Here is a 26,951-nt window from a genome sequence, read left to right on the forward strand (position 1 = left end):
GCACAAAGTTAGCCTTTTGTCATTGATGAAACTAAAAAATAATTCGTACTTTCGAATGTACTTTTGTATCATCAAACCCTATGCGCTACCTTTATTTATCATTATTTGTATTCATTTTTTCTTTATCCTCCTTGTTCGCCCAAAATGGTTGTGAACCGGTCGTAGGCGCTGCACTTCAAAAACTACCAAGCATTTTAATGAAAAATGATTTCGGTCAACTGAAGACTATAATCAACACTTTAAAAGGTACCTGTGAGAAAAATGAGCTTGGGCGTCGACTGGAAATCATCTCGCAATTACTTCAAAAACAGAATACACATCTATCTATCAATGCCTACCTTGATGGACACTATGATGATGTACTGATACAACGTTTTGATGCGGCTGCGACCAGAAATCCCAATGGCACATACAGACAAAACCCGAAAAAATACCAATATTTCCCATTGAACCATCCGGTCGACTCTCTCTTGAAGCAAAAAGCCGTAGCCCTATTACAATCACAAAGCTATGCCTTAAATAAAGAGGAAACAGCCATAACCTATCTTTTTGCAGATGATATTGATGAATTTCTCCGAGAGCGCAATAAAAAGCCCAGCAAGTCCGTTTCAAATACCACAGCAGGCTATTATCCGTCAAAAAATAACATGAATGGTCCGACAATTGGACTCAGCGCAGGTATCTTTAGCCCGTTTGACAGTAACCCTATCTTCGACCAATCGGGTATATTTGGAGTTTCCTATATGGGGTCCTTGAACAATTCTATCGTCTCTGAACTTGTTTATAAATTCAGAGTGCACAATAACTCCCGTCCCTTTGACATGCGCTATAAACGGGAGATACGAGAAGTAAATCCTAACAGCAGTCATTTTATCGGTCTGGGCTTCGGCTATAAAGCCTATGACAATGGAACACTCGTGTTATTGTTGCCCAAGGTGAATACGGGGCTAGGATTTATCTGGACTGGGCTATCCGACTCTTACTACTATACAGATGAGTATGGTTTTGAACGCAAAAGTATCTCACTCCGGAATATCAAGACCTGGCAAAACAGCATTGGGATTACGAGCATGGTACGCCTCCAAAGAAAAACCTTTATAGGCGTAGAGCTCAATTATCATCTCATTCCTTACAATTGGGATGACAAATTAGTACCCCATATACCAAGTGGTTATGGCAGCGCCGAATTTTTTATCCGCTTTTAGTTCTTGAGTAGACGTTGTATCTCGTCCAATTTCATGAGTGCTTCTACCGGAGTCAGCGTATTTACATCCAGATTATTCAGCATATCCCTTATTTTCTCCAAGATAGGGTCATCTATAGCAAACATCTGTAACTGATACGCTTGTTTTTGAATCTTGCGCATACTGTCCTTGATCTTTTCACCGCCAGTACGCTCTTGTTCTAGTCTTTTCAAGATCTCTGAAGCGCGACCAATCAGTCTAGGGGGCATACCGGCCAATTTGGCCACGTGAATACCAAAACTATGCTCTGAACCACCAGGCACAAGTTTGCGTAAGAAGATAATTTTATTATTGACCTCTTTGACCGAGACATTAAAGTTCTTGATCCTCGGCATAGAATTGCTCAATTCATTCAATTCATGGTAATGTGTTGCAAATAAGGTCTTAGCTCGAGCACTAGGATGTAGGTGCAAAAACTCTGCAATAGCCCAAGCGATAGAAATCCCATCATAGGTACTTGTGCCCCGCCCAATCTCATCCAATAAAATCAAACTCCTATCAGAAAGATTGTTCATGATACTCGCCGTCTCATTCATCTCGACCATGAATGTCGATTCTCCTGAAGAAAGGTTGTCCGATGCTCCTACTCGGGTAAATATTTTATCTACAAGCCCAATATGAGCTTCCTTTGCCGGGACAAAACAGCCAATCTGCGCCATCAAGACAATCAAACCAGTCTGACGCAATAAGGCTGACTTACCCGCCATATTCGGACCAGTTATTATTATAATCTGTTGCGATTCGGGATCTAGAAAAGTATCATTCGTAATATAGTCCTCTCCAATCGGAAGGTTCTTTTCAATAACAGGATGACGTCCTCCTTTTATATCCAGAATTTTCGTATTACTGATCTCTGGTTTGATATAGTAATTTTTCTCCGCTATTACAGCGAAATTGAGCAAAACATCTAGCTTCGCTATCAGTTGCGCATTTAACTGTACTGGTTTGATATATTCTCCAATCGAAAGGAGCAACTCGGCATAGATCCGATTTTCGATAGCCTGAATCTTTTCTTCTGCTCCTAGAATCTGCTCCTCATATTCTTTAAGCTCTTCTGTGATGTATCTTTCGGCATTCACTAAAGTCTGCTTACGGATCCACCCCGATGGCACTTTATCCTTGTGTGTATTAGTCACTTCTAGATAATAGCCAAAGACGTTGTTAAATGCAATTTTCAATGAAGGTATGCCCGTAATTTCGGACTCCCGACGTTGGATTTCCAATAGATAGTCCTTCCCTCCAAATGCCACTTTACGCAATTTATCGAGATCTTCATCAATCCCATCTGCGATTACATTTCCCTTATTCAACGCTACCGGTGGTTCGGCCTGAAGAGTCTTTTCAATCTTCTCCCTGATCAGCGCACAAGGATTCAATTGTTCAGAAATCATCGAAAGAGCCTCCGAAGCTTTAATATCAGTCAGCACTTTTAGTTTTTCGACAGCATATAGAGAGCGCTTCAGTTGTGCTATTTCTCTTGGATTAGCTTTTTGAAGTCCAATTTTACTGATCAACCGTTCTAAATCCCCAACCTGCTTTATTTCGCGAATCAACTCATCACGTAGATCCTTATGCTGGTGAAAATAATCAACTACATTGAGGCGTTCCTGTATCGATTTGATATCCTTTAAAGGCATCACTATCCAACGCTTCAATAAGCGTGCACCCATTGGCGAGGAAGTTTCGTCCAGCACATCGGACAGGGTAATCGCATTCTCATTGGCCGAACCAATAAGTTCTAGATTACGAATCGTAAAGCGATCTAGCCACATATAACGATCTTCCTCTATTCGTGCAATATGCGAGATATGCTGCAAGTTACGATGCTCAGTTTCATTCAGGTAATGTAGCGCTACTCCTGCCGCAATAATTGCAGTAGGCATGCGATCAATACCGAAACCTTTTAAAGACTGGACCTCAAAATGCTTCAACAGATTCCCCTCAGCATAATCCCCGGTATAAGGCCATTCATCCAACGAATAGGTGTAATATTGACTTCCAAAATTCGTTGCAAATTCTTTAGACTGCTTGCGTGGCATGATAACCTCTGTTGGTTTAAAACCTTGAAGCAATTTATCAATATAACCAACGCTGCCTTGCGCTACAAGAAATTCTCCAGTAGAAATATCTAAGAAAGAAATACCTACAGAGTTTTTATCAAAAAAAACAGAGGCTAGGTAATTATTCGATTTCTGTTGTACAATATTATCGCTGTACGACACCCCTGGTGTCACCAATTCTGTCACCCCTCGCTTTACAATCGTCTTGGTCATTTTAGGATCTTCCAGCTGATCACATATCGCGACACGCTGACCAGCCCGTACCAACTTGGGAAGATAGGTCTCCAATGAATGATGAGGAAACCCTGCAAGGGCAGTTTCTGATTCAGACCCATTCCCTCTTTTGGTCAAGACAATACCCAGGATTCCCGCAGCTTTAATCGCGTCCTCACCAAAAGTTTCATAAAAATCACCAACACGGAATAATAATAATGCACCAGGATACTTCGCTTTGATCGTGTTGTACTGCTGCATTAGGGGAGTTTCTTTCTTTACCTTTGCCAATGGAAATCTGTTTTTTGTTGAGGTGTAAAAATAAGAGAATTGTAGGGATTTGACAAGCCGAATATCCTTCTATTAAAGCATTATGGCCTACTACTTGTAAATCTCCACCTTAATCTCGCCAGATTCAGTAATATATCCTCTATACATACCGGCTGTATTGAATGGCAAGGCTACATTCCCATCTCTATCTAAGACGATCATTCCACCATCTCCCCCCATGTCTCCAATTTTGCGAATCACTTCCTTTGACGCCTCTAGTGCAGATAGCGACTTATACTCCATCAGTGCGGCTACATCATATGCAGCCACATTACGTATAAAATATTCTCCCCATCCTGTACAGGAAACTCCGACTTGCTTATTCGCATAGGTACCTGCACCAATAACTGGGGAATCTCCGACACGTCCAAATTTTTTATTTGTCATCCCTCCAGTTGATGTACCTGCTGAGATATCCCCTTTACTATCCAACGCTACACACCCCACCGTTCCGAATTTATCGTCCTTCCATTCTGGCTTTGTAATCGACTGTTTGTCACTATGATCTAACTCAATAGCTTTACTATCTTCTTTCAATATCCGCTGTAAGGCATCCCAACGCTCTTGTGTATAGAAATAAGAAGGATCTACCTGAGCTATCCCTTGCTCTTTGGCAAATCTTTCAGCTCCTTGCCCCACCATCATTACATGAGGCGAATCTTCCATCACAGCTATAGCAGCCGTTATCGGATTCTTTATTGTGGTAACTCCTGCTACAGCTCCAGCAGCACCATCTTTTCCCTTCATAATAGAGGCATCAAGCTCATTCGTCCCTTCATGGGTAAAAACAGCTCCTTTGCCTGCATTAAATAAAGGGGAGTCCTCCATAACATGAATAGCAGCTTCGACAGCCTTCTCACTACTTCCACCTGTTTTAAGTATATCATAACCTGCCTGGAGTGAAGCACGGAGTGCACTCGTATAGGCCTGCTCTTTTTCTGGCGTCATTTTGGACTTCAAGATTGTTCCAGCTCCACCATGTATCACGAGGATTACCTTATCTTTGGGGTCTACCTGTTGCCCCACACCAACTAAACTCATAAACATCAAAAATAAAAAAAGGGTATTTTTTACAGTCATAATATGGATAATAATCCTGTAAATTAGTCATTTTTGTACAATGTATCTACTTATGGCTTAAAAAAGCAATTGTGACTACCTATTTTGTCGGTTTTTTTTTAGGTTTGCATCGAATTTGTGATCAGGTCATGGCAATAAAACGTGGTAATTATAGAAAGAAAAAAGTGTCATCCACTTCTTGGAAGAAACAGCTAAAAAGTTGGTCTATCCGAATCGTAGTGGGATTTTTTGCCTTAAGTATCTTTTGGGTACTTTGTCTTAAGTTTATCAACCCACCCATTACCTATCTTATGATAAAAAGGGGATTCCAGTGGCAGTCAGAAGGCAAAGGCTTTAAAATAGAAAAAGACTGGCTGCCTTACGACGATCTTTCAAATAATCTGAAGAGAGCAGCTTTGGCTGGTGAAGACGCTCACTTCATGAGCCATAATGGTTTTGATACAGATGCAATCAAACAGGCATTAGAAAAGAACCAATCTGGAAAACCGCTCCGGGGAGGAAGTACTATCAGCCAACAGGTTGCAAAAAATGTCTTTCTATGGCCGGGACGTTCTTGGCTCAGAAAAGGTCTAGAGACCTATTTTACATTTCTTATCGAAATCATCTGGAGCAAAAAACGTATTCTTGAGGTGTACCTCAACGTGATCGAAATGGGACAAGGAGTATACGGAGCAGAGGCTGCATCACATTACTATTTTAACAAATCAGCGAAAAGCCTAACAAAGAAAGAGGCTGCATTAATTATCGCCATCTTGCCCAATCCAAGACAATGGGATGCGCGCCGTCCGTCGAATTACGTCAACTCAAGGGCAAATAACATAGTCCGTTACCTCAGTCATTACGAGATTCCGGATTAAAAAGATTAAAAAATTAGACAGACCGGCTTACTAACTGAGATTGCTACCGATTCGTTTATAGCCAAAGCTCCTGTCCGTGTATTTCTTTTAAAAACGCTAATTTGATTGGAAATTTGATTGGTTACGAACCCCCAGTTCCCATCTGCAGAAATATTTAAGTTTCGAGGCGAATTGCCTCCTGTAGAAACAATACTTTTTAAGCGAAGCATTTTGTTTTTCATCACCTCATAGCATGCAATTACATTTGCATCTCCCCGATTTGTAGCATAAACAAATTTACCATTAACCGACATCTTTATATCAGCACCCCCATGCTCCCCCTTGAAACCTTCATCATATACAGGCAGTACCTGAGTATTGACCCATTGGTTATTTTTCTGTTGAAATACCGCTACCTCTCCTGTCAATTCAAGCACAGCGTATATGCACTTTGCATCATCCGAGACAACGACGTGTCTTGGACCTGAACCTTTTGGAGTAGATATACTATCGACTCTCTGGAGGCTGTATCTCGTACCTTCCTGTTGTATCTCATAGATATAGATTAAATCAGCTCCTAAATCGGAAACAAATAATCGAGAACCATCCTTAGAGAAAAAAGCAGAATGAATATGCGAACTCGACTGTCTATCTTTATTAATGCTACTACCTTTAAACTGTATAAAGTCTTCTTCCTGATTTAAGCTTCCATCATCTTTTAAAGAAAACAAAGCTAGTGATCCACTACTATAATTAGAAACCACCAGAACAGGCTTAGTCGGACTAAGAGATACATGACAGGGGTGGGCTCCCTTGGTAGGTAAAGTCCCCATGATCGCTCTACTTTCTAAATCGATCGCAGTCACACGACCTTCGTTATTCTCATTGACGGCATACAGCATCTGCCCTTTTCTAGCCAAAAAAGAAGGATTGTCCATAGGTATAGTCCCTGAAAAAGTAGAAGCACCCGTGGCGGCTTCAAAATCATAAAGCTGTACCCCTTCACTCCCTCCTGCTGACGTATATGTCCCCACATACAGCTTAGCCGTTTGCGCCTGAACATTCAAAAAAAAGCCTGGGACCGACAGCCCTAAAAAAACAGCAAACATTCTCCCTAAATCAATCATATTATACCTGCGTTAAATTTCGTTAAAAACGATATTAGCCTCTGTCAAAAAGCTATATTCGTAACAAAATATGGAATAAAAAAGACATTAATAAATCAAACAAGATAATCTTACGATGCCTTCTCTGATTATTTCAGTCTAGGTTCGAGGAGATGATCTTATTCTGATGAAAAATACGACTTTTACAAATTATTCTGATATTTTTGTGTACAAATATTGAATAACGTATATTATGAAAGAATCATGATTTATACAGTCTCATTGAGGAATGCATAAGTCGGATCATTTCATCACAAATTAAAAACAAATCAGAAAAGATGAAAAAAATCTTAGGGATATTTCTTATTCTATCCATATACTTTTCACCAACCATCGGACAAGAAAAGCTAATAGACCGTGTTATATCAACTGTTGGTACGGGCCACATATTACAATCGGATCTGGAGCTGGAGTACACACAGTATCTAGCGCAAGGAAACACACCTAATGATAAGATAAAATGTTATATCCTTCAACAATTGTTGACCCAGAAACTTTTAGCGCAACAAGCTGTAATTGACTCAGTGGAAGTATCGGAGAGTGAAATCGATGACCAACTGAACTTCCGTATCCGTTCGATGATCCAAAAAGCTGGAGGCAAAGAACGATTGGAAGAATTCTTAAACCGGTCGATATTACAACATAAAGAAGAAATGCGTCCTGCTGTTGCCGAACAACTAAAAGGAAACAAGATGCAAGGACAATTGGTATCGAAAGTAGATGTCACTCCACAAGAAGTAAAAAAATATTTCCAAAGCTTAAATGCAGATAGTCTACCTTATTTCAATACCGAAATCGAATATGCGCAGTTGGTAATCAATCCTGTATTGACCAAAGAGGAAAAAGAACAATTTCGGTCCAAAGCCGAAGGCTACCGTCAGCAGGTACTGAACGGTTCGGATTTCGGAACTATTGCCCGTCTATATTCTGAAGATGGTTCGGCTCCTTATGGTGGCGAGTTGGGCTTCAGTACAAGGGATGCATGGGTAAAGGAATTCTCGGCACAGGCCTTCAAATTGAAAGCAGGTGAAATGTCCCCTGTATTTGAGACACAGTTTGGTTTCCACTTCCTCCAAGTACTTGAAAGACGCGGGGAAGAGGTAAATGTGCGGCATATCCTCATCAAAAGCAAACCTACAAACGCTGCATTATCACGCACTAAAGCTAAGATAGATAGTATCTATGATCTTATCGTAGACACCAAACGTATGAATTTCAATACTGCTGCGTCCCTATATTCGGATGACAAAGAAACGAAATACAATGGTGGTGTAGTGACGAACATGGAAGACCGTTCTACCTTGATCCCTGTCGACCAACTGGATGATGTATCCGTGTTCAACGCAATAGATCCTTTGAAAGAGGGCGAAGTATCCAAAGCAGTATTATATACAGACAAAAGAACTGGTGAGTCTTCTTATCGTATTTACTACTTAAAATCTAGGATCGCTCCTCACAAAGCGAATCTAGATCAAGATTTTGCTAAAATTAAGGAAGCTGCTCGTCAAGACAAAATCAACCGCACACTGAGTGAATGGTTTGAATCGAGAAGAGAGACAACCTATATCGATATAAATCCGGAGTTCCTATCCTGTGATGAATTAAAAGTCTGGGCAAAGACAACGGATAAAACAGCAAAGGGCAATTAATAAAACTTTCATGATTCCTTTGGATTATCAACAGAAATGAAAGTTCTTGATGTCCATTAAAGACAGACAGTTTCAGATAAAAAAGGCGAAAAGTAAAACTTTTCGCCTTTTTTATCTTTTCACCGATCTCACTACCGTTCAAATAGCATTTCTAAAATCACACGCCATTGATAGTCATCTTTTAGCTGCCATATCCTGATGTAGTTAAACTTTACCTCTTTATCTTTAGAAGACACCGTTGCATTCCCCAGCGAATAGGCAAACTCTCCACTATAAGCGCGCCCTACATCAGTAGGTTCCGTTTCAATGGCAATACGTTGCTTTTTTAGAAATGACAATACATTTTTCTTACCCGATATTTCCTCTTGCCACGGGTAATAAAAGCGTGCATCATCTGTTAGGAATTCAGAATAGGCTGTTTCATTATTCGCTTTCAATACTGTTGAAAACAATTGATCAGTAGACATAACCACATCCTCTCGCTGCTGTAACCTAACTTTAGAGCGATGTTTCAAATACCAAGAATCATCGGGCTCGTGGTACCAAATCTCTTGGGGCTGATTCTTTCCAAAGTTCTCCACTTCAGCTCTCAGTTCAACTTTCCAATCGCCTTTCTTACCACGCTTCCACACAGTAAGATACTGCCCATTTCTTTTTACAGCTCCAACCTTTTGAAACTCCATCTTGCCAGACGTCACTCCCCAGTCAAGACTCTTGGATACCAATGCAAAATTAGGATCCCAGCTCAACACATCCGGAATATTCGGTCTATTATTCAGGTAATTAAAAGCGTTCACTGCCGAAGGCACATAAAAAGTAGACTCTTTATCGATAATCGACGAAAATGCAGCGTGTGGAGACTGAGCCTTGGAAAGCATTGCCGCGTTTCTATCTGCTGTGATTAAGCCCCCCACTTTGTCTGGCAACTGGGCAAACAGTACCTGAGCCGGGAATGCGATACAAACAAGAGATATGCTGGTTAAAAAACTATTATATTTCATAAATACATGACCTATTTTTAGCTGTCATTTTTGAACCTACAATATCAAATCTTATTCCAAAGTGTTCCATCTTTGCTATCTTTCAATTGAATTCCAATTGCAGATAGTTCTTGTCTTATTCTATCAGAAGTTGCAAAATCTTTGTTTTGCTTGGCTTCATTACGCATCGCGATTACCAAATCCATCAACCCTTCTATATCTTGATTATTACCACCTAACTGATCATCTTTCAAGCCCATGATGTCAAAGACAAACTCTTTCATCAATTGCTTTATTTGTTCCAAGGTTGTAGCATTAACCTGTTGTTTACCGTCGTAAATAGAATTGATAAGACGAACCACTTCAAAAAGCTCCGCAATCAATATAGGACTATTAAAGTCATCATCCATTGCCGCGTGACATTTCGCACGAACCTCACTCAAATCAACATCAATCTTTGTCTTACCAGAAGGGGTGATTTTATCCAGCAAAGCGATAGCTGTCATCAAGCGCTTATATCCTTTCTCAGCTGCATCCAACGCCTCATTAGAAAAGTCCAACGTACTCCTATAATGTGCCTGTAACATAAAGAATCGTACCGCCATAGGGGAATATCCTTTTTCAAGCAAAGGATGATCACCGGTAAACAATTCACCAGGCAAGAATCCGTTACCTGCAGATTTTGACATACGCGCTCCGTTTACGGTCAACATATTAGTATGCATCCAATACTTGGCCGGTTGTACGTGATTACAAGCTTCTGACTGTGCAATCTCATTCGTGTGATGCGTAGCCGCCAAATCCATTCCACCTCCGTGGATATCAAACTGGTCGCCAAGATATTTACGGCTCATTGCCGAACATTCTATATGCCAACCAGGGAAACCGACGCTCCAAGGCGCTGGCCATTGCATAATATGCTCAGGCTTCGCTTTAATCCATAACGCAAAATCCAACCGCCCCTTCTTTTCATCCTGACCACCCAGTTCGCGGGTGTTGTTCAACAAATCCTCTAAGTTACGATTGGTTAAAATGGTATAATTATGCTCTTTTACGTATTTGTCCACATCAAAGTATACAGTTCCGTTTACCTCATAGGCATAACCATTTTCGATGATCTGCTGTACCATCTCAATCTGTTCTGAAATATGGCCGGTAGCTGTTGGCTCAATACTAGGAGGCAGTGTATTGAACATACGTAATACATCATGAAAGCCTAGCGTGTACTTCTGCACAATTTCCATCGGCTCTAACTGCATCAGCTTTGCCTTTTTTGCAAATTTATCGTCCCCTTCGTCATTATCTCCCTCAAGGTGTCCAGCATCTGTAATATTACGTACATAACGAACTTTGTACCCTAAATGTAAGAGGTAACGAAAAATCAAATCGAAGGAAACAAAAGTCCTACAATTACCCAAATGTACATCACTGTATACGGTCGGCCCGCACACATACATACCAACTAGATTAGAATGAATTGGTTCAAACTTTTCCTTTTTTCGCGTAAGGGTATTGTATACGACTAGATTGTGTTGCATATTGAACAGATAATATATTGATTAAACTATTTTTGTCTAAAATACACTTGGATTGGAACACCATTAAAATCGAAATGTTCTCGTAATTTATTTTCTACAAAGCGTCTATAAGGCTCTTTAATATACTGTGGCAAATTACAGAAAAACGCAAACATAGGGCTTCGTCCTGGAAGCTGTGTTGCATATTTGATTTTAATATACTTACCTTTTATGGATGGTGGTGGGTAGTTTTCAATAATCTCCAACATCACCTCATTCAACTTAGATGTAGGTATTTTCTTCGTCTTATTCTGGAAGATTTGCATAGCCTTCTCCACGACTCTGAAGATACGTTGTTTCTCAGTCACAGAAGTAAAGAGGATAGGCACATCAGTAAAGGGTGCTATTTTCTCCTTAATTCTTGCCTCAAACTCCTTCATCGTTTTGTTGTCCTTTTCAATAGTATCCCATTTATTGACAACGATAAGGATACCTTTTTTATTTTTTTCAGCTAGATGAAAGATATTGATATCCTGTCCTTCAATCCCATCATTGGCATCTAACATTAATACCACTACATCCGAGTCTTCTAAAGCTTTTATCGTACGCATCACCGAGTAAAACTCGATATCCTCGCTCACTTTACTTTTCCGTCGCAACCCAGCTGTATCGATCAACAAGAATTCGTGTCCAAATTGGTTGTAATGGATCCGTATAGAATCACGTGTAGTCCCTGCTACATCCGTTACAATATTACGATCTACTCCTAACAAAGCATTAGTCATAGAGGATTTTCCTACGTTCGGTCGCCCTACAATCGCTACTTTTGGCAAAGGAGTTTCATCCTCTTCTTCCTCATCTGGAAAATTAGAAACCACCGCATCCAAGAGCTCACCAGTACCTGATCCTGTAGCCGAAGACACGTTGTAGATTTCACCTAAACCAAAAGCATAGAACTCTGCAGAATCATGGTGTAATTTTGCATGATCTACTTTGTTTGCGACCACATATACCGGTTTGGATGTACGGCGCAATAAATCCGCAATTTCATCATCCAAATCCGTAATTCCGGTAGTTACATCTACCATAAATATAATCACTGAAGCTTCTTCGATAGCGATATGAACCTGATCCCGAATAGCCTCTTCAAATACATCATCTGATCCGTGTACAAAACCACCGGTATCAATTACAGTAAACTTCTTACCGATCCAATCTGCGACTTCATAATGACGGTCACGCGTCACTCCACTAAAGTCATCTACAATCGCTTTTCTACTTTCTGTCAAGCGATTAAACAAGGTCGATTTTCCCACATTGGGACGACCTACAATTGCAACAATGTTTGCCATATCTTTAAATTTTTATCTCGCGCGTTACCCTCACGGCAACTAATCTTTTATTACTCAATAAATAGAACGGACAAAGTTACGCAAAAACAGTGGCATTATGTTTTGTTACCAGCAACTTCCTAGATAATATTTTCATCACAACAAAGGACAATGAATCAAAAAGAAAGCCCCACATAAAATATGTGAGGCTTCTAAAAAAGCAAGTACTTGCCGAATCCTATTAATTGCCCGTAGGATTTTGCGTTAATGTACCTGGATATGAATTAATAACACTTTGAGGAATATAATAAACCACTCTATAATCAGTAGCTTTAATCACTTCTGTTTGATTATGAGGTCCTGGATATCTTCTCGTCAAAGATTCACCGTTTCTAAACACATCATAGCTACGTTCAGCCTGATAAGCCAACTCTAATTGACGTTCTTTATCTATCCGTTCACTTGCATTGCTTGCATCCAATGAAGCATAGCCTCCATTTACAATAGAACGGTTACGGATAAGGTTCAAATCCGACAAAGCTGCTCCGTAATTATTCAGTTTAGCATAAGCTTCAGCACGATTCAAATAAACTTCCCCAAGACGGCTAATAACTGGCGAATGCAAATGTGAATCCTCACCTTCTCTTGAAGCTTTTGTGATATAAAACTGCGGATAGGCTCTATTCAAGTTAATGTAATAATCTAACACACCGCTATAAGTTTTGCCATCTTTATATTTGATACTGTATACACCTTGCTCGACATTAACAGGAGTCAGTGTATAGGTATCTTTATTATTTTTAGTAGAAACAGTAGATCCGCTTCGCACCACAGTATCCTGTACATAACTCCATGTCTGATTATCATTTTCTTTTATAAAACGAAAAACCTCTAGGTATTTACCTGTTTTTTCATCCTTAGAATATGTAGGCTCAATAAATGCAGCTCTCGCATCAACAATCTTATAGCTGTCCGGCCTCCAATCATTTCGACCTGTTTCATTTAATAGATCAATGTATTTTCCACTGGCATACATTTCCCCCCAACCTTGTCCACCAATATTCGCATACATACCTCCAACTCCATAAAAATGATCATCTCCGGAAAATTCTGAAGCTAAACGCTTAACCGCAAAAATTGTTTCTGGATTTGCTTCTGGCGTATAGGTATTATATTTCATAAATTGATCCCTCCCCAAGAGCACATATGATCCTGATGAAATCACTTTATCAGCATAATCTACAGCCAACTGTGCGTATTGTACATTTGGCGATTCATAAGTACCACTCATGTATAAATACACACGGGACAACAAAGCCTGTGCTGCTCCTTTTGACGCTACAATTGGCATTCTTTTCTTGCCATTCCGTTCGTTAGCAATCATCGTTTCAGCCTTTTTCAGATCACTAATGACCTGCTCATACACCTCTTTTACTGTAGAACGATCTGGTAGTTGCAAACCATCAATGACATTATCTGGCGTACCATTCACAATAGGCACACCTAAATTTGTTTCTGGGCTCTGCGCGTAGGGTCTACCGTAAGCACGAACTAGGTAGAAATACAGCATTCCTCGAATATAATAACACTCACCAAGTTTACTATCCAATTCTTCGCTCTGCCCTTCTTTTATCATCTTCAATATATTCGAAGCCTGAGCGATTGCAATATAACTATCATCCCAAAATTGTCCCAATCGTCCATTTTCAGGAGTTCGAGAAAAGGAAATAAATTCATAGAAATCATCAGTAGACGCTCCCCGAATCATCATATTATCCCCTGCGTATTCACCAGCTCTGTGCATTGGATCGGACCATGCCTTCAACTGTGCATACGTTCCATTCAATAATCCGTCTATAGCCGCCTCTGGATTACCTATTATATTCTCAGACTCCATCGAGCCATAAGGCATCCTATCAATATCACAAGCAGCAAGAGAAGCTGATGCGATCAATATCATTATTATCTTTTTCATAAAACTGTCTTGCTCTTCTTAAAATGAAACATTTACACCGAACATAAACTTCCGAACGGATGGATATACATCGGTCCCTGTTGAACTTAATATCTTGCCATCATCTTCCTTAACAGGCAACTCAGGATCTACGCCTGAATACTTCGTCCAAGTGAATAAATTTTCTCCTGCAAAAAACACACGTAGGTTTTTCACTTTATACTTCTCAAGATTAAAGTTATATCCAATCGTCAGAGACCGTAAACGTAAAAAATCACTATCTTCTAAATACCGAGAAGAAACCTTATTCCCGTTCATATTATTTTCATAAAGCGCGACAGGATGAGTAGCCTCATCCCCAGGCTTCTCCCAACGACTCCAACCATTCTGTAATTTCATTTGATTACGATCGGTATATGTACCATCCGCATCGTACTCCTGCCGTGAGTAATTGTAAATCTTTCCACCGATAGAGTAGCCAAATACTGCAGCCAAGTCGAACTGCTTATAGCTTAAAAATGTGTTGATACCACCAAATATATCCGCTGACGCTTTACCTAACTTCTCTGTAGTTGCTTTCGCGTATTCAGATGTTGTCGTTCTTCCAACCTCCTGGCCATTTGCGTCACGATCTACAATGTACCACATCGGCGCTCCATTATCCGGATTAACCCCAGCCCATTCTTTCAAGTAATAGGTGTCCACAGGGCGGCCAATATCTAATACTCTACTCGCCGAACCAGCTATATTGGTATCATCACCTATAATAATATTTTTGAACACATAAGAACCATCTGCCTGTCTTGTTTGGTACATTCCCGTCAACTTATTCCGGTTATGCCCTAGGTTAATATCCACAGACCAAAGCCAATCTTTCTTACGAATGATATCTCCGCCAACAGTAATTTCGAAGCCGCGATTATTCATCTCACCAATATTCTTCCATACATCCCTCACCCCTGTAGCTGTAGGAATAGGTACCTTGTAAAGGATATTATCTGTGTTTTTATCATACCAGTCCAAGTTCACCCTTAAACGGTTATCGAATAAAGCCGCATCTACTCCAAGACCCGTTGTGGCTGTCTGTTCCCAAGTCAACCCCCTATTACCAATTTGAGTAATTAGCATACCAGGCAGAGCATCATAGCTATATTCCCCCCCTACTCCATATAAACTATACTGTGGATAAAGCGAACTAGGCCTGTTTCCTACTGTACCGTATGCTGCACGAAGCTTCAAATTATCAACCCAATCCACATTAAACCAACTCTCGCGATGAATGTTCCATCCTCCACTAATAGAGTAGAAGTTACCAGACCTTTTACCAAAGTTGGACGCTTCGTCCCTACGGAAAGACACTTGCGCTAAATACCTGTCATCATAAGAATAATTCGCATTAGATAAATAAGACTGTGTCGCCCATTCGTTTATACTACTTCTAGTACGCTCAGGTATTGACACTGCATCCAAAACTTCGAAACCTGGAATAAATCCTGTCCCATAAACATCCAGAATCTTTGCCCAATAGTCATTAAACTCATAAGCAACAATACCATTAACAGCGTGCTTACCCCACCTTTTATTCGCTCTCAGAATTTGCGTCGTATACCTTCTTGCATACTCTGTCCTGTAGTCTTCGTTACGCCCATTAACGTTCAAGCCACTATTAGATCGAGGGTCGGTATAAGTACTCTTACTAGATGTATTATACCTATAGTTATTTATAGACGAGTAGGTTAACCAATCCGTTATCTTAATATCAAAATCCAGATTACCCATTAACTCATAATTCGTACTCGAACCATGATTCCATTGTAAATCGTACAGATAGTTCGTACTATTACTATTAACCCATCCGCTATAACGGTGTGGCACGAGTTTACCACTTTCATCATAAGGACTATCCCAAGGTAAATTCGAGTACATCGCACCTGTCGAATACTGACGATCATCCACTCCCCTACGCGCACCTACAATAGAAGGCTTAATAGTCAACCAATCAAACGGTTTATAAACTGTATTCATTCGCACGTTGTAGCGATCATAACCATAGCCTTTTACAGCGCCAACTTCATCATAATACCCAAGTGAAAGTAAAGATTGTAGCTTTTCTGTTCCTCCTTGTATAGACACATTATGATTCTGAACAAACCCTGTTTTCGTCGCTAACTTCCACCAATCAAAATCACGCTCCATTAAATCCTCATTCCAAAGCTTGAAATCAATTTTATCAGCATTCTGAAACGATTTATAATAATCATAAAGCTCCTCACCATTCATCATCTCAAGGTTACCATTATGGAGTTGATTGAAACCCACCTTCGTTGAAAAATTCAAACTAGTTTTTTGAGCAGAAGGTGTTTTGGTTGTGACTACAACAACGCCGTTAGCTCCTTGCGAACCGTATATGGATGTAGAAGCTGCGTCTTTCAAAATAGTCATACTCGCAATATCATCTGGATTAATATCGCCAGGACTAGAGCCCACAATCACCCCATCAATAACCCATAATGGACTTGAAGTACCGCTCAAAGTGGCTTGTCCACGAATAACTACAGCCCCTCTAGCGCCAGGCTTTCCTCCTCCGGGAGAAACATAGACACCTGCAGCCTTACCATTCAACATATTCTCGACAGCAGGAGTAGTTACATCTCTCAATTTACTACCACTGACAGTTTGTAGTGCTCCAGTTAAACTTTCCTTTTTCTGTTGGGTACCATATCCTACTACCACAACCTCTTCCAATGCCTCACTAGATTCCACCAACACAATCGCCAATACTTCGCCAGTTATTTTCTTTTCTAGAGGTTCATATCCCACAGCAGTAATAACCAATGTCTGTCCTACAGCAGCAGAAATCGAAAAATTACCATCTTTATCAGAAGATGTTGCTACACCAGGGTTTTCCTTAACTGTAATCGTAGCACCGCTTAAAGTACCTGAACTAGAAGTTACCTTTCCGGAAATGTTTTTTTGCCCTTCTATAGTATTATCACCGATTCCATGAACAACAAAGTTCGCATGAGCTAAATTAGGCGCCACCAATGCTAACACTACCGCTGAAGTAATCGAATAGAATCCATTGACAAAAAAAGGTTTTGAAAATCTTTTTATCATAAATATTAATTTAAGGTATTCGGCAAACTAGTCCTTATCACAATCTAGTTTTATGGCTCCAAATTACCCTAATGTTACAGTTTTAAAAACTCTATGTTAACATCAAACGTTTGCGCAAATTGAACAATCGTTTGCATAAACAACAATTATGTAACATTTAAATAATTATAGCTAAATCATTTTAACATTACTGAACAAAAATTAAAAGTTGCATACTGAATAACAAAAAAACATCCGTATTTAGAAAGAACAACATCTTGTTCTCAGGAGGTTATAAAACTAAGAAAGCCTAATCTTACGATTAAGCTTTCTACTGAGTAGCGGGGACCAGACTCGAACTGATGTCCGCCAGCTGGCGGATAAGAGCCCTTCAAGCCAACATACCACGGATAAAAACACGGCCCTGAGCACTCTTTAATTCTCGTTCCCTCCTCATTGCCTCTTCTTTACTGCTGTATTCCTCCTGATGGAGCAAATCCCATGGCCTGTACCGAACCGTCCAGCCTTTTGTCGACAGCTCATTATGACTCAATAAACGATTAGCTAAATTACCAGTATAACCGATATAGATCTTATCATAAACAGGTGAATGCAACACGTAAACAGTATACATGATTTCTTTAAATTGGTTATAAAACTAAGAAAGCCTAATCTTACGATTAAGCTTTCTACTGAGTAGCGGGGACCAGACTCGAACTGATGACCTTCGGGTTATGAGCCCGACGAGCTACCACTGCTCCATCCCGCAATATATCTTATTGCAATTTTGAGACTCGAACCGATGTCCGCCAACTGGCGGATAAGAGCCGATGAGCTTTATAGCTCTATCTCGAAATGCTTTCATTTTTCTTTGAAGCCTCGCGCTTCAAGTTTTTTTAGTAGCGGGGACCAGACTCGAACTGATGACCTTCGGGTTATGAGCCCGACGAGCTACCACTGCTCCACCCCGCAATATATTTTTATTTCAAATCTTTGCTTCTGCTAGCAAAATCAAAGATTATTTACTCCCTTAATTGGAGTACAAAGATATTATTTGTTTCTTTGCAAAACAAATAAAAAGCAAAATAATGTCACACAAAGCAGGATTCGTAAGTATTATTGGTAAGCCAAACGCAGGTAAGTCTACGCTAATGAATGCTTTAGTCGGCGAAAAGATGTCTATCATCACGCCTAAAGCTCAAACTACCCGTCATCGTATTATGGGAATTGTGAACGATGAAGACCATCAAATAATATTTTCTGACACTCCTGGAGTGATCGTTCCCAAGTATACACTACAAGAATCTATGATGAATTTTGTCGAAGGTTCATTGATCGATGCTGATATTATTTTATTTGTGACTGATATACACGAGAAATATGACGAGAGTGATGTGCTAGATAAATTACGTAAAACCTCTTCTCCGGTGGCTGTTCTAATCAATAAAATAGACAAGTCTTCCGAAGAAGAAGTAAAAGAGAAAATGGAATTTTGGAAAGAGAAGCTCAATCCCGAAGCTATTTTCGCGATGTCGGCTTTATTAGGATATAATGTCCCTCCTATTTTGACTTATATCAAGGACAAGTTACCTATACACCCTCCATATTACGAGAAAGACGAGCTTACGGACAAATCTATGCGTTTCTTCGTTTCAGAAATAATCCGTGAAAAAATCTTCAAGCTATATGACAAAGAAATCCCTTATAGTACAGAGGTCGTGGTAACCTCCTATAAAGAAGAACCTAAGATCACGCGGATCGCAGCGGAAATTATCGTAGAGCGGGATTCCCAAAAGAACATTCTTATTGGTAAAGCAGGTGCTATGATCAAAAAAGTAGGTACCTACGCAAGACAGGATATTGAAGAATTTATTGATGGAAAAGTATTTTTAGAATTATTCGTAAAAGTCATTCCCGACTGGAGATCCAAGAAGAACCATTTAAAACGTTTTGGATACGACGATTAAATAATAAAGAGGTGCCAGCAGATATGCGGCACCTCTTTATCAATAACACCCCAAGTACAGCTATTCTATAGGCATTTCAAAATAAGACCGTAGGGCTTTGAGCTGTTTCGTATTGAGCACCTGTCCCAAATTATCATCCGACTCCTCTCTAATCCGCTTCACAGACTTAAAGGTCTTTAAGAGCTTCTCGACCGTAGTCTTTCCAATACCTGGTATATTTTCCAATTCAGAAACAAAGGTCTTGCGGCTGCGTTGATTCCTATGAAATGTAATTCCAAAGCGATGCGCTTCGTCACGCAAATGCTGTATCACCCTAAGAGTTTCAGATTTCTTGTCCAAATAAAGGGGATACTGATCTCCAGGGTAGTAAAGCTCCTCCAATCGTTTTGCAATCCCAATAACCGTAAGTTGCTTTTCTATCCCTAAAAGCCTTAAGCTCTTTAAAGCTGCCCCCAATTGCCCTTTTCCTCCATCTATAATGATCAGTTGAGGTAATTCCTGCTGTTCATCCAACAATCGTCGATAACGCCTAAAAACCGCTTCTTCCATAGTCGCAAAATCATTAGGCCCCTCCACAGTCTTTACGTTAAAATGCCTGTAATCTTTTTTAGATGGTCTGCCATCTTTAAAGACCACAATAGCAGATACTGGAAAATTCCCTTGAATATTAGAGTTATCAAAACACTCAATATGCCGTGGCAGCACATTCATCCTTAAATCTTTCTGCATCTGGCTCAACAGACGCTCTGTTTTTATCTCTGGATTTAATTTCTCATATTGAAGCAATCGCTCCTTCTTAAAATAAGCTACATTCTTAAGTGATAGATCTAAAAGCTTCCGCTTATCCCCCAATTTGGGCACAACAAAGTTAATTTCAGATGGAAGCCCATCAATCTCTAATTCAAATGGCACAATAATCTCGCGCGAAACACTCTTATAGCGATTTCTAATCTCCGGGATCGCGATAGCCAAGAGCTCTTCATCACTTTCATCGAGTCGCTTCTTCATTTCCAATGTTTGTGTCTGGATTACAACTCCATTCATTACTTTTAGGAAATTGACAAAAGCGTAACCTTCATCCGAGGCAATGCTAAAGACATCGACATTAGTAATAGACGAACTAACCACGGTAGATTTACTCTGATAGTTATCTAACTTATCTAGCTTTGTTTTCAAAAGATGTGCCTCTTCAAAGTTCAGCGCAGTAATAGCCTCGGCCAATTGCTCTTTCAACCTAGAGGTAACCGCACCGATCTTACCGTTCAGAATATCTTTAATACTTTCTAAGTTTCGATCATACTCTTCCTGCTTCTGTAGACCTTCACATGGTCCTTTACAATTCCCAATCTGATATTCAAGACAGACTTTATATTTCCCTTTAGCTATGTTTTCCGGCGATAGATTCAACGAGCAGGTCCTTAATGGGAAAAGCTCGCGTATCGTATCCAGAACAATATGCATCATTCCTACCGAAGCATAGGGCCCATAGTATCGCGAACCATCCTTGACATAGTTGCGCGTCCAGAACACACGAGGATAGGCTTCATTCTTTATCACAATCCAAGGATAAGTCTTGTCGTCTTTGAGCATGACATTATACCTCGGCTTATGCTTTTTGATAAGATTGTTTTCAAGAAGCCATGCATCAATTTCGGTATCAACAATTGTAAAAGCGATACGCTGTATTTTACGGACTAAGACCTTCGTTTTTGAATTGAGTTGCCGTTCATTGACGAAATAGGAACCCACCCGATTCCGCAGATCCTTAGCTTTACCAACATAAATCAGCACATCATCTTTATCGAAATATTGATATACCCCAGGTTTGTGCGGAATCCGCTTTAATTCTGCTTTATAGTCAAATGAACTCATTACTTTTTCAACCTCTATTTTTATCGTAGGACAATCCTAAGACTAGAACAACACCAAACAAAAAGCTCACCGAAAGAGTATTTTCCTGCGGTGAGCATCTTATATTGTTGTGACCACAAAGATCACATCTAATTTAAAAACCTAACCGATCATCTTGCAGTTCAGGCTCCGAGGAATAACCTTCATACCTCGAATATTCCGAACAATCCATAACACGCGTCATGCCTTCCGGTGGTTTTGGAAAATCAGTCTTCGTATAATTTAAAGATTTATCGCTGTATATTTTTTTCATAAACAGTCCGAATACCGGCAAAGCCGCAGCGGCACCTTGTCCGTATTGCATGCTACTGAAACTAATTTTCGGATCCTCGGCTCCTGTCCATACTCCCGCAACTAATTGTGGTGTAAAACCGATAAACCAAGCATCGGCGTTACCGTTTGTAGTTCCAGTCTTCCCTCCCATAGGAATAGTCAATCCACCATAGTCCGCTCTACGAACACGGGAACCTGTACCTCCATCAACCACACCCCTCAACATATCGACCATGATGTAAGCAGATTCGCTGTTCAGCACTTTCAGTACTTTAGGTGTACGCTCATAGATAGGCGTACCGTTCTTATCTTCTATGCGTAGAATCATGGTTGGCTCGATCCACGTACCGTGATTGACAAAAGCAGAATAAGCCCCAACCATATCATACACCGAAGCTTCATATGCTCCCAAAGCAATCGAAGGATAATTTGGCACATCCGACGTCACCCCCATTTTACGCGTCAAATCTGCAACACTAGACGCTCCAACTTCATTAATAACAAAAGCAGTTGCAAAGTTTTGTGAATACTTGATCGCATTCTTTAATGTAATAGGGTCCCCACCTTGCACTGTTCCACGAGGAGTCCAGTTACCGTAAGTCTGCTGGTGATTGGGAACCGTATAACAAGGAGAATAACCATTATCAATTGCTACCGCATAGGTGAAAGGTTTGGCTGTTGATCCAACTTGTCTCGTACCCATTTTTACGTGGTCATACTTATAATGTTCAAAATTGACTCCTCCGACCCAAGCCTTGATATGTCCTGTCATCGGATCCATGGCCATCATTGAATTACGAAGTATCAATTTATTGTACTTAATTGAGTCCATTGGCGTCATCACTGTATCTACAGACCCACGCCAGGTGAATATACTCATTGACACCTTCGTATTAAATGCTTTTTTGATTTCTTCTGCAGAAGCACCATTTTCCTTTAACTCCCTATAACGATCCGAGCGTCTCATACCCGTCTCGAGCAACTTGGCTCTTTCGCCCGAAAACGCATCTCTACTACGCCACTGCTTATCGAACTCACGTTGCAGTTTTTGCATCCATTCTTTCTGCGCCTGTTCGGCATACTCCTGCATCTTATAATTAAGGGGAGTATATATTCGCAAACCATCTCGATCCAAATCGTAGGGGGTACCGTCAGCCTTTGTAATAGAGAGTCGCTGTAATTCCTTTTTAATCTCGTCCTTCAGTACAGATCTAAAGTAAGGCGCTAAACCTTCTCCGTAGCTTGAGATATTTATATCCAATCCCAAGGGTTTGTTTTTAGCCTCAGCAAGCTCAGCATCCGTCAAAAAATTCTCCGCATGCATATTAATCAAAACCTGATTACGACGAGTCAATGCTTTATCCGCAGCTCTTATTGGCGAATACATGGTAGGCCCCTTCAGCATACCTACTAGTAACGCAGCTTGTTCCGCTGTCAACTTATCGGGTGTTGTATTAAAAAACGTACGGGCACCAGATTTAATACCAAATGTATTTTTATACCCAAAATCTACGGTATTAAAGTACATCATAATAATTTCCTCTTTGGTATAATTCCGTTCTAAACGCACAGCTGTAATCCATTCCTGAAACTTCTGCATAACACGTTTTATAGTGCTACGTTCGCGTCTTTCAGAAAACAGATTAAGTGCTAACTGTTGAGTTATCGTACTACCTCCTTGTTTGTCACGTAATACAACCGTATGAAAAATTGTTGTCAACGTTCTAAAATAATCGATCCCTGAATGGTCATAGAATCGCTTATCTTCTGTAGATACAAGGGCATGTACCAAATGGGGAGATAACTCACTATATTTTACATTTGATCTATTTTGAAGATAGTAGGTTCCCAACACCCGATTGTCATCTGTTAGAATTTCTGATGCCAGATTACTACGAGGGTTCTCCAAATCCTCAAACGATGGCAGCTTTCCAAACAACCCAACACGCACACCGACTAAAAACAAACATACTAGAGCTATTACGCCTATTAAAATCTGCCAAAATGTACGCGTATATTTACTTATTTCCTCCGGTGTTAGTTTAATGTTCTTCGATTCTCTCTTCATCGTATAAAAATATCCGCTATTGTTCTATGTAATTCTGATGGTACTTCTTTATCTCTACACCATCTGTCAGTGCCGGGATAGACTGCTTTGTAATAACAAAGGTATTATAAATTTCTCCTGGTATTTTCATTATTTCTGGCATCAATGGCAACAACCTTGACTCATATAGTTTTACTTCTTCAAAAGTCTTAAACGGACCAATAAAGATTAGTTGGTTTTCTCCATTAATGACCGCTAGTTGATGGTTAATAGATAGATTACTATACCTTGTCCGGTTAAATTGTCCTAGTCCATAACGACTTGGCGCCATATTTACTTTAGGATCCAGAACATTTATTGTAAAATAATATTCAGCTGTATCTGGAAATAACTTCTTGTCTCTATAATCATTCGGACCAAAGTCTATTTTTGAATCCAACAGCTTCAAATCTTTCCCCACTATATTCACATCCGTGTTCACTTTTCCATTTGTGGCAAGCCTATCAGTTCCCTTAACATCAACTAGAGATACTTCTTTCTTTTCCTCTTCCTTCACCTTCTCTTCCACCTTAGCCACTATAACTTCCTTCTTAGGTTCCTCCTTCACTTTTTCCTCCACCTTAGCCACTATAACTTCCTTCTTAGGTTCCTCCTTCACTTTCTCCTCTACCTTAACAAGCACAGCCTCCTTCTTGGGCTCCTCTTTCACCTTCTTCTCTACCTTAGCAACCACAACCTCTTTCTTAGGCTGTTCAACGGGCTTTGGTATCTCCCTAACAATTGCCGTACCAGTTCTGTAATCACCATAGATACCAAGGCTAGGCCATGCAGTCATATCCGGTTCATCAACGAAAGCGATACGAGATTTGTCCATATCCTGAAGTGCATTGACTCGATTCACAAAATATTGAGGATTCTTATCTATAAACGCTAGATTTTCCTTTGCCAACGGCACAACAAGACTATCTGATGGATATCGTTCGGTAATACTTTGGAGTGCTGCAGTAAAATCTTCCACGCGACCAACACGTCCCACTGCAAGCGCCCTTAGATATTCGACTTGAGCGACCAAAGCTGTGTTTTCAAAACGCTCTTTAAGATCGATATCAGCTTCTCTGATAACTGCTGCATGGTCACCACTTGCGTAGAGCGTAAACAATTTTTCGAAGACCCGGTCGAGAATATTTTTATCCCTTTTTATCTTATCCATATAAGATGGATCTTTAGCAACCTTTGCATGCAGACTATTCGGGAACAGTGTCACAAGTCTATTAAAGTAGTTTTGTGATTTTGCCTTATCAATACCATCGTACATTCTATATAAAGAATAATATATCTCCGCAGCAGCTTCCGTATTTGGATATCTCCTTAAGAATTCTTCATACACCTTAATAGCATCTCTGTTATCCTGCGTATAATCCCTGTAAATATTACCTATTACAATAAGCTTATCATGTACAATTTTATGGCTTGCCTCAAATGCCTCCTGATTTGTAGGAACTTCTTTTATATAACGAGCTTTTGCTGTTGCAATAAATAGCTCTTCATCCAGCGCCTTTTTTTCTATTGCCGTATCCTGCACAGCAAGCGCTGTCTGTTTGACTGATAAGTTCCCAGAATTATCACTATCATAGCGCCAATTATCTTTGAGTTGCCGATTTCCCCATCGACGCTTAAAGGCACTCTGCCCGACCAATAGCTCATCAGGATTATTAAAATAAAAAGCGCGATCCGTGGTTCCAGAAACATCCATAGACTGTCCCTGTCCGTAAGCTGCATAAGCGGTATTGGTAACAGAAACACCAGCAGATTTTTTCTTGGTTCTCTTAGCTAGTTTCTCCTTCTCTTCAATCTCTTTCTTCTTCACTTGCAACTGATGCTGTGCATACGTCTCCACGACTGCTTCACGCGCGGTATCATGCAGAGCGGCCAATTGAAGTAAGGTATCCTGCCACGAAATTTCTTGATATAATTGGGTGATTTCATCCATATATCCTAACTTCCGACGTACCTTATTTACGTCAGTATAATCTGACGGCAACACCATGGCGACAGAGTCAAAGTAGTTCTGGGCTTTAAAATAATACTGATTATTGAAATAATGCTCTGCCAATCTCAGATAAGTTTCTGTAGATTGATACTCATCACGTTTAGGTTGGACCAATGACCTTTCAAAATATGCTAAGGCCTCCTTCGTTTCTCCCGCTTCGTAATAAATATCTCCAATTTGGTAAAGTATCTGATCCTGATAGCCATCATTTTTCCCTTCTTTAAGCATCTTTTTCAAAGGCTTAACACGCTCTTCAACACTTCCTCCTTTACCTCCCTCCAAAAATGCGGCTTGAAGACTCGCTTCAAACGCCATATCAAAGGGAACATTACTTTTTGAAATCTTATCGAAATAGAGATAAGCCTTCTCCTTTTCTCCATTATCCATATACAGCTGAGCCAGCAGAAAGGTCCAGCGTCTTTTGTCAATCAAACTAGCACTGGATTCCAAAGCATACTCTAGGTAAGGGATTGCGGCCAGCTCTTCACCAATCCGAACATGATAATTGGCCGCTGCTGCATTTACAAAAGTCCGCGTACGTTTCTCTTCATCCAGTGTTACGAAAGAGGAATCAACCGCCAGCTTAGCAGCGTCATTCTTACCAATCTGCAAAAGAGCCCTTGACTTCCAAGCGTAAGCGAGAGGAAGATATTCTTTCTGTTCTTCCACTGCAGAGCGGAGCAAATGATTAAAAAATTCTATTGAAGTGTGATATGCCCCCTTATAGTAGTTAGCCTTCCCAATTAAAAGGTAAGCCTCATTAACGTACTTGCTTTCCTGCTTGTTATTAACAATCTTATACGCTTTCTGGATTAGGGAGTCCATTAGCTTGTGGGCTTCACCGTCACCTTGAGGTTCGTCAAACACCGTCTGACGGACTTGGTAGTTCTTCTTTGCACTATGAAAAATATTTTCCTTTTCCTCATCCAACATGAGGTTTGAATTGTAAAGGATATTATATTTTGTAGTGAAATTCTGTCGAAAATTATATTCCTTATCTTCCTTAGTGCCATTAGCCCTGTCAAAGGATCTGTTCTTATTCTTAGCACTCTTACAGGATGCAAAAAAAATAAAAAAGGTTACCAATAAGGTAGCTCCTAACAGTAAATAACGTAAGGCAGATTTCGAAATTAAAACTAACATTCTATAAACCTATATATTAAGGTAATCGGATTCAAACACTTCGCCCCCAAACACTACAAAAGTATTAATTATTACAGCATAATCGCAGTTAAAAAACACTAAAT

The 26,951-nt window shown here is 40.1% G+C and carries 16 protein-coding genes and 2 tRNA genes; 4 read left to right on the forward strand and 14 right to left on the reverse strand.

The window, feature by feature from the left end; all coding sequences use genetic code 11:
* The first annotated feature begins 197 nt into the window (after nt 1–197).
* A complete protein-coding gene (locus CLV99_RS15940) occupies nt 198–1,205 on the forward strand; it encodes a hypothetical protein (RefSeq protein ID WP_133585504.1) in 1,008 nt (335 codons plus the stop codon).
* Here CLV99_RS15940 and mutS read toward each other — a convergent pair.
* Together mutS and CLV99_RS15950 are read right to left on the reverse strand one after the other, a co-directional pair.
* On the reverse strand, nt 1,202–3,808 hold the full coding sequence (mutS, locus tag CLV99_RS15945; RefSeq protein ID WP_133585505.1) for a DNA mismatch repair protein MutS: 2,607 nt from the start codon (nt 3,806–3,808) through the stop codon (nt 1,202–1,204). The genes CLV99_RS15940 and mutS overlap by 4 nt on opposite strands.
* A 90-nt stretch (nt 3,809–3,898) precedes the next feature.
* Nucleotides 3,899–4,888: an isoaspartyl peptidase/L-asparaginase family protein gene (locus CLV99_RS15950; protein WP_246032783.1), complete on the reverse strand. Its 990-nt coding sequence runs from the start codon at nt 4,886–4,888 to the stop codon at nt 3,899–3,901.
* A gap of 167 nt (nt 4,889–5,055) precedes the next feature.
* Between CLV99_RS15950 and mtgA the strand changes: the two genes are divergently transcribed.
* The gene (gene mtgA, locus CLV99_RS15955) at nt 5,056–5,784 is read left to right on the forward strand and encodes a monofunctional biosynthetic peptidoglycan transglycosylase (RefSeq protein WP_133585507.1); all 729 of its coding nucleotides are present in this window, start codon (nt 5,056–5,058) and stop codon (nt 5,782–5,784) included.
* Between the two features lie 5 nt (nt 5,785–5,789).
* On the opposite strand, the gene CLV99_RS15960 is transcribed toward mtgA, so the two are convergent.
* The gene (locus tag CLV99_RS15960; RefSeq protein ID WP_133585508.1) at nt 5,790–6,890 is read right to left on the reverse strand and encodes a lactonase family protein; all 1,101 of its coding nucleotides are present in this window, start codon (nt 6,888–6,890) and stop codon (nt 5,790–5,792) included.
* Nucleotides 6,891–7,207: 317 nt separating this feature from the next.
* On the opposite strand from CLV99_RS15960, the gene CLV99_RS15965 reads away from it, so the two are divergent.
* Nucleotides 7,208–8,578, forward strand: a complete 1,371-nt coding sequence (locus tag CLV99_RS15965) for a peptidylprolyl isomerase (RefSeq protein WP_133585509.1) — start codon at nt 7,208–7,210, stop codon at nt 8,576–8,578.
* Nucleotides 8,579–8,709: 131 nt separating this feature from the next.
* On the opposite strand, the gene CLV99_RS15970 is transcribed toward CLV99_RS15965, so the two are convergent.
* The 8 genes from CLV99_RS15970 to CLV99_RS16005 form a co-directional block, all read right to left on the reverse strand.
* On the reverse strand, nt 8,710–9,579 hold the full coding sequence (locus CLV99_RS15970) for a nuclear transport factor 2 family protein (protein ID WP_133585510.1): 870 nt from the start codon (nt 9,577–9,579) through the stop codon (nt 8,710–8,712).
* Between the two features lie 44 nt (nt 9,580–9,623).
* Nucleotides 9,624–11,096, reverse strand: a complete 1,473-nt coding sequence (gene cysS, locus CLV99_RS15975) for a cysteine--tRNA ligase (RefSeq protein ID WP_133585511.1) — start codon at nt 11,094–11,096, stop codon at nt 9,624–9,626.
* A 26-nt stretch (nt 11,097–11,122) separates the two neighbouring features.
* Nucleotides 11,123–12,427, reverse strand: coding sequence for a ribosome biogenesis GTPase Der (gene der, locus CLV99_RS15980; protein WP_133585512.1), 1,305 nt, complete (start codon nt 12,425–12,427; stop codon nt 11,123–11,125).
* Between the two features lie 220 nt (nt 12,428–12,647).
* Nucleotides 12,648–14,381: a RagB/SusD family nutrient uptake outer membrane protein gene (locus CLV99_RS15985; protein ID WP_133585513.1), complete on the reverse strand. Its 1,734-nt coding sequence runs from the start codon at nt 14,379–14,381 to the stop codon at nt 12,648–12,650.
* An 18-nt stretch (nt 14,382–14,399) separates the two neighbouring features.
* Nucleotides 14,400–17,477 carry a SusC/RagA family TonB-linked outer membrane protein gene (locus tag CLV99_RS15990; protein ID WP_133585514.1) on the reverse strand — a complete coding sequence of 1,026 codons (3,078 nt, stop codon included), beginning with the start codon at nt 17,475–17,477 and terminating at the stop codon, nt 14,400–14,402.
* A 370-nt stretch (nt 17,478–17,847) separates the two neighbouring features.
* Complete coding sequence (locus CLV99_RS15995; RefSeq protein ID WP_133585515.1) at nt 17,848–18,090, reverse strand: GIY-YIG nuclease family protein; 243 nt, start codon at nt 18,088–18,090, stop codon at nt 17,848–17,850.
* Between the two features lie 63 nt (nt 18,091–18,153).
* Nucleotides 18,154–18,225 (reverse strand) — tRNA-Met (locus CLV99_RS16000).
* 131 nt (nt 18,226–18,356) lie between these two features.
* Nucleotides 18,357–18,428 (reverse strand) — tRNA-Met (locus CLV99_RS16005).
* Between the two features lie 116 nt (nt 18,429–18,544).
* On the opposite strand from CLV99_RS16005, the gene era reads away from it, so the two are divergent.
* Nucleotides 18,545–19,423 (forward strand): GTPase Era, encoded by an 879-nt coding sequence (gene era / locus CLV99_RS16010; RefSeq protein ID WP_133585516.1) that lies wholly within the window; start codon nt 18,545–18,547, stop codon nt 19,421–19,423.
* Between the two features lie 60 nt (nt 19,424–19,483).
* Here the strand turns inward: era and uvrC are convergent, their stop codons facing one another.
* The 3 genes from uvrC to porW all read right to left on the reverse strand — a co-directional run bounded on the left by uvrC (nt 19,484) and on the right by porW (nt 26,847).
* Nucleotides 19,484–21,295 carry an excinuclease ABC subunit UvrC gene (gene uvrC / locus CLV99_RS16015; protein WP_133585517.1) on the reverse strand — a complete coding sequence of 604 codons (1,812 nt, stop codon included), beginning with the start codon at nt 21,293–21,295 and terminating at the stop codon, nt 19,484–19,486.
* Nucleotides 21,296–21,428: 133 nt separating this feature from the next.
* A complete protein-coding gene (locus CLV99_RS16020; RefSeq protein ID WP_133585518.1) occupies nt 21,429–23,675 on the reverse strand; it encodes a penicillin-binding protein 1A in 2,247 nt (748 codons plus the stop codon).
* A 16-nt stretch (nt 23,676–23,691) separates the two neighbouring features.
* Nucleotides 23,692–26,847 carry a type IX secretion system periplasmic lipoprotein PorW/SprE gene (porW, locus tag CLV99_RS16025; protein ID WP_133585519.1) on the reverse strand — a complete coding sequence of 1,052 codons (3,156 nt, stop codon included), beginning with the start codon at nt 26,845–26,847 and terminating at the stop codon, nt 23,692–23,694.
* Nucleotides 26,848–26,951 lie beyond the last annotated feature (104 nt).

The organism is Sphingobacterium yanglingense, from assembly GCF_004363245.1.
Taxonomy (GTDB): domain Bacteria; phylum Bacteroidota; class Bacteroidia; order Sphingobacteriales; family Sphingobacteriaceae; genus Sphingobacterium; species Sphingobacterium yanglingense.

Excerpts from the sequence above, each read along its gene's own strand:
- CLV99_RS15985 (WP_133585513.1), bottom strand. The coding sequence starts at position 14,381 with ATGAAAAAGATAATAATGATATTGATCGCATCAGCTTCTCTTGCTGCT.
- CLV99_RS15950 (WP_246032783.1), bottom strand. The coding sequence starts at position 4,888 with ATGAGTTTAGTTGGTGTGGGGCAACAGGTAGACCCCAAAGATAAGGTA.
- CLV99_RS15990 (WP_133585514.1), bottom strand. The coding sequence starts at position 17,477 with ATGATAAAAAGATTTTCAAAACCTTTTTTTGTCAATGGATTCTATTCG.
- der (WP_133585512.1), bottom strand. The coding sequence starts at position 12,427 with ATGGCAAACATTGTTGCAATTGTAGGTCGTCCCAATGTGGGAAAATCG.
- CLV99_RS15970 (WP_133585510.1), bottom strand. The coding sequence starts at position 9,579 with ATGAAATATAATAGTTTTTTAACCAGCATATCTCTTGTTTGTATCGCA.
- era (WP_133585516.1), top strand. The coding sequence starts at position 18,545 with ATGTCACACAAAGCAGGATTCGTAAGTATTATTGGTAAGCCAAACGCA.
- uvrC (WP_133585517.1), bottom strand. The coding sequence starts at position 21,295 with ATGAGTTCATTTGACTATAAAGCAGAATTAAAGCGGATTCCGCACAAA.
- CLV99_RS16020 (WP_133585518.1), bottom strand. The coding sequence starts at position 23,675 with ATGAAGAGAGAATCGAAGAACATTAAACTAACACCGGAGGAAATAAGT.
- CLV99_RS15960 (WP_133585508.1), bottom strand. The coding sequence starts at position 6,890 with ATGATTGATTTAGGGAGAATGTTTGCTGTTTTTTTAGGGCTGTCGGTC.
- mtgA (WP_133585507.1), top strand. The coding sequence starts at position 5,056 with ATGGCAATAAAACGTGGTAATTATAGAAAGAAAAAAGTGTCATCCACT.
- porW (WP_133585519.1), bottom strand. The coding sequence starts at position 26,847 with ATGTTAGTTTTAATTTCGAAATCTGCCTTACGTTATTTACTGTTAGGA.
- CLV99_RS15995 (WP_133585515.1), bottom strand. The coding sequence starts at position 18,090 with ATGTATACTGTTTACGTGTTGCATTCACCTGTTTATGATAAGATCTAT.
- CLV99_RS15940 (WP_133585504.1), top strand. The coding sequence starts at position 198 with ATGAAAAATGATTTCGGTCAACTGAAGACTATAATCAACACTTTAAAA.
- CLV99_RS15965 (WP_133585509.1), top strand. The coding sequence starts at position 7,208 with ATGAAAAAAATCTTAGGGATATTTCTTATTCTATCCATATACTTTTCA.
- cysS (WP_133585511.1), bottom strand. The coding sequence starts at position 11,096 with ATGCAACACAATCTAGTCGTATACAATACCCTTACGCGAAAAAAGGAA.